Source organism: Kineococcus vitellinus (genome assembly GCF_009906315.1).
GTDB classification, from domain to species: domain Bacteria; phylum Actinomycetota; class Actinomycetes; order Actinomycetales; family Kineococcaceae; genus Kineococcus; species Kineococcus vitellinus.
Genome location: NZ_JAAALL010000364.1, coordinates 1 through 3,879 on the forward strand (window position 1 = coordinate 1; position 3,879 = coordinate 3,879).

Genomic DNA, 3,879 nt, shown 5'->3' on the forward strand with positions numbered 1-3,879 from the left:
CCACCACGTGGGTGCGCCCGGCGCCGGCCCCCGCCGGGCGCACCCACGTGGTGGCGCCCGGCGAGACCCTCTACCGCATCGCGGTGAACGAGCGGGTCGCCGGCGGCTACGTCGCGCTGTGGAACGCCAACCGCGCCCTCATCGGCGACAACCCCGCGCAGATCCGCGTCGGGATGGTGCTCGTCCTGCCCTGACGCCGGACCGGCTCGGGACCGGCTCAGGCCGGTGCGTCGCCGTGGCGGGGATCGGCAACCGCTCCCCGCCACCCGGAGACGGACGCGGCCCGCGGCGCGGGCGAGACCCCCGCCGGCGAGGGGTACCCCACCCGGCGGAACTCGTTGGTGCGCATCGAGCCGCCACCGGCCGGCTCGAACAGCGCGGTCGCGTTCGAGACGTCGTCGTCGAACGTGCTCACCGCGCGCTCGAACACCCCGTCGTGCACGTCAGCCCGGTGCGGCTGTCCCCGCCGACCCTCCGGGGTGCTCAGGGGTGCTGGCCGAAGGCGTGCCGGCGCACCCAGGCGTGCATCGCGACCGCGGCCGCGGCGCCCACGTTGATCGAGCGGGTGGAACCGAACTGGGCGATGGCCAGGACGTCGACGCAGGCCCGCACGGCCTGCTCGCTCAGCCCGGGACCCTCCTGGCCGAACAGCAGCACGCACTCGCGCGGCAGGTCGTAGGTCTCCAGCGGCACCGAGCCGTCGACGTTGTCGACACCGACCAGCGGCAGGCCCCGCGCGGCGGCCCACGCCGCGAGCGCGGCGACGTCGGCGTGGTGGTGCACCGACAGGTACCGGTCGGTGACCATCGCCCCGCGGCGGTTCCAGCGCCGGTGCCCGACGACGTGCGCACCGGCGGCGTTGACGGCGTTGGCGGTGCGGACCACCGAGCCGATGTTGGCGTCGTGCTGCCAGTTCTCCACGGCGACGTGCAACGGGTGGCGGCGGGTGTCCAGGTCGGCGACGATCGCGGCGTTGGACCAGTAGCGGTAGCGGTCCACGACGTTGCGGCGGTCGCCCTCGCGCAGCAGCTCGGGGTCCAGCCGCGGGTCGTCCGGCCACGGGCCCTCCCAGGGCCCGACCCCGACGACCCGCGCCGGCTCCTCCTCGCTCACCCGTGCATGGTCGCACCCGCTGCGGCGGCCCTCAGGCGGCGCGCCGCCAGGCCGAGCGGAACCCCAGCGAGCGGCCGGTCTGCAACAGGCTGTTCTCGTACAGCCGGCGGGCGATCGTCACGAACACCATGGCGGTGAGCGCGATCACCGCCAGCGAGAGCAGCGGCTCCCAGAGGGCGACGTCGCCCTGCACGATGCGCTTGGGCATGACCATCGGCGACGACAGCGGCACGTAGCTCAGGACGGTCTGCAGCGTCCCCGGCTCGTTGGTGAAGAACGTGGCGATGAACGGCAGCATGACGAACATCTGCACCGGGGTCGCCGTCGACTGCAGGTCCTCCAGCCGGCTGGCCATGGCGCCGGCCGCCGCCCACAGGCACGAGAGCATCGCGAAACCCAGGAGGAAGAACACCAGGAACCACACCGCGGCGGCGGGGATGCCGGGCAGCGACTCCAGCAGTTCGCGCTGGCCGACCGCGAGCGCCCCGACCCCGGCCACGACGAGCAGCACGATCTGCCCGAAGGCCAGCAGGCCGTTGCCGAGGATCTTGCCGATGAGCAGCTGGCGGACCGGGACCGTCGTCACGAGCAGCTCGATGACGCGGGTCTGCTTCTCCTGCACGACGCTCTGCGCGATCGAGTACCCGAAGATGACGACGATCTGCATGAACAGGACGGCGAAGGCCAGGCCGAGGAAGTAGACGACGAGGGGGTCCACGGCGTCGGGGGCCAGCAGCCGCTGCTCGGGCGGCGGCAGGGCCAGCACGCGCGAGGTGTCCTGCGCGCTCACCCCCAGCTGCTCGAAGCCGGCGACGGTCTGGGCGGCGGTGATGCGCTGGAGCAGGACCCCGCTCAGACCGTCGGGCACCGAGCGGTCGCCGACGACGGCGGCGCGCCCGTCGGCGGCGACGACGACGGCGGCGTCCACGTCGCCGGAGCGCACGGCGGTCTCGGCCGCGGCGGTGTCCGCCACCTCGCGCAGGTGCACGCGCGTGTCGGGGTCCTCCGCCGGCAGCGCCGCGACGACGGACCGCGCCTCGGGCGCGACGGCCACGTCGTAGTCGTTCGTGCCGCCGGCGAAGAGCCCCGGCAGCACCGCGGCGGCGGCGACGATGACGAAGAGGAAGACCGTGGAGAAGACGAAGCCCTTGTCGCGCAGCCGCTCCAGCATCTCCCGCTGGGCCACGATCCACCACTGCCGGTGCACCCGCCCCTGGCCCGGCATCCGCACCCGCGCGCTCGCCCGCTGCTGCTCGTGGGCCTGCTGACCGCTCACCGGGACACCTCCTGGAACAGCTCGGACAGGGACGGCAGGACGGGCCCGAAGGAGCGCACCGGCCCGCGGCGGACGGCCTCGGCGAGCAGCCGCTGGTCCAGGTCGCCGTCGGGGCCGGCCTCGGGCAGCTGCAGGACGACGCCGCGCGGGCCGCGTTCGAGCACCCGCACGCCGGGCACCTCGCGCACCCAGTCCAGGTCGGCGTCGCTGACCAGGGAGTAGCGCGACCCCGCGCGCTCGCGGCGCAGCGCCTCCGGCTCGCCGGCGGCCACGACGCGGCCGGCGTGCAGGATGACGAGCTCGTCGCACAGCCGGTCGACGAGGTCGAGCTGGTGGCTGGAGAAGAGGACGCCGACCCCGGCCCGCACGCGCTCGCGCATCAGCTCGGCCATCGCGTCGACGGCCAGCGGGTCCAGCCCGGAGAACGGCTCGTCGAGGACGAGCAGCTCGGGGTCGTGCACGAGCGAGGCGGCCACCTGCACGCGCTGCTGGTTGCCCAGCGACAGCGACTCGAGCTTGTCGCCGGCGCGGTCGCCCAGCCCGAGCCGGTCCAGCAGGTCCTGCCCGCGGCGGGCGGCGGCGTCGCGGTCGACGCCGTGCAGGCGGGCCAGGAAGACCAGCTGCTCCAGCAGCCGGCCCTTGGGGTAGAGGCCGCGCTCCTCGGGCATGTACCCGAAGCGGCGGCGGACGGCGAGGTCGGGTTCGCGCCCGCGGAAGGTGACGGTGCCGCTGTCGGCGGCCAGCACGCCCAGCGCGATGCGCATGGTCGTGGTCTTGCCGGCGCCGTTGGCGCCGACGAAGCCGACCATGCGCCCGTCGGGGACGCTGAGGCTGACGTCGTCGAGGGCGAGGCGCTCTCCGAACCGGCGGGTGATGGAGTCCAGGACGAGCATGGCGGGAACCCTAGGGCTGGCCGTGCGTCACGGACGTCCACCGAAGGGTGGCCGTTCTCCGGCTGCGGGGTGGATCCGCACGGCGGCCGGCGCGAGCACGAGGTGGACCGCGGCGCCGGGCGCCAGGTCCAGCTCGGCGGCCGCGGCGAGGGGCAGGTCGGCGAGCAGCTCGAGGTCCCCGGCGCGCGCGCGCAGCCGCACCACCTCGCCGCGCGGCTGGACGTCGACGACGGTGGCGGGCCAGCGCTCCCGGTCGCCGGGGCCGCCGCCGCCGGGGCCGGCGGCGTGCACGGCGACCGCGGAGGGGCTGAGGACCGCGACCGCCGCCTCGCCCGGGCGGCAGGCGGGGTCCACCGCCCCGGCGACCTCGTGGCCGTCGGCGGTGCGCAGGCCGCCGGCCACGGCGCGGCCGGGCAGCAGCACGAGACCGGCCGCGCGGGCGCCGAAGGCGCTGCGCGGGGCGGAGAGCACCTGCCGCACCGGCCCGCGCTCGCTGATGCGCCCGTCCTCCACGACGACGACGGTGTCGGCGAGGGCGAGCGCGTCGAGCGGGTCGTGGGTGACGAGCACGGCGCACCGCTCCCCGCCGTCCCCGCC

The 3,879-nt window shown here is 75.7% G+C and carries 5 protein-coding genes and 1 pseudogene; 1 reads left to right on the plus strand and 5 read right to left on the minus strand.

The genetic code is table 11. The features are described 5' to 3' along the window. Nucleotides 1-194, plus strand: a 194-nt coding sequence (locus GTQ99_RS20830) for a LysM peptidoglycan-binding domain-containing protein (protein ID WP_166617612.1), incomplete at its 5' end; no start/stop codon positions are given. Nucleotides 195-310: 116 nt separating this feature from the next. Here the strand turns inward: GTQ99_RS20830 and GTQ99_RS27605 are convergent. From GTQ99_RS27605 to GTQ99_RS20855, 5 genes and pseudogenes are all read right to left on the minus strand, one after another. After that, nucleotides 311-436: pseudogene (locus GTQ99_RS27605) on the minus strand (gfo/Idh/MocA family oxidoreductase); the annotation flags it as partial. 47 nt (nt 437-483) lie between these two features. Further along, nucleotides 484-1,113: an RNA methyltransferase gene (locus GTQ99_RS20840; protein WP_166617613.1), complete on the minus strand. Its 630-nt coding sequence runs from the start codon at nt 1,111-1,113 to the stop codon at nt 484-486. Nucleotides 1,114-1,144: 31 nt separating this feature from the next. Next, nucleotides 1,145-2,389, minus strand: coding sequence for an ABC transporter permease (locus GTQ99_RS20845; RefSeq protein ID WP_166617614.1), 1,245 nt, complete (start codon nt 2,387-2,389; stop codon nt 1,145-1,147). After that, nucleotides 2,386-3,282, minus strand: coding sequence for an ABC transporter ATP-binding protein (locus GTQ99_RS20850; RefSeq protein ID WP_166617615.1), 897 nt, complete (start codon nt 3,280-3,282; stop codon nt 2,386-2,388). The genes GTQ99_RS20845 and GTQ99_RS20850 overlap by 4 nt, the downstream gene beginning before the upstream one ends. Nucleotides 3,283-3,309: 27 nt before the next feature. After that, a partial coding sequence (locus GTQ99_RS20855; protein WP_166617616.1) for a TOBE domain-containing protein occupies nt 3,310-3,879 on the minus strand: 570 nt, incomplete at its 5' end.

Excerpts from the sequence above, each read along its gene's own strand:
- GTQ99_RS20850 (WP_166617615.1), bottom strand. The coding sequence starts at position 3,282 with ATGCTCGTCCTGGACTCCATCACCCGCCGGTTCGGAGAGCGCCTCGCC.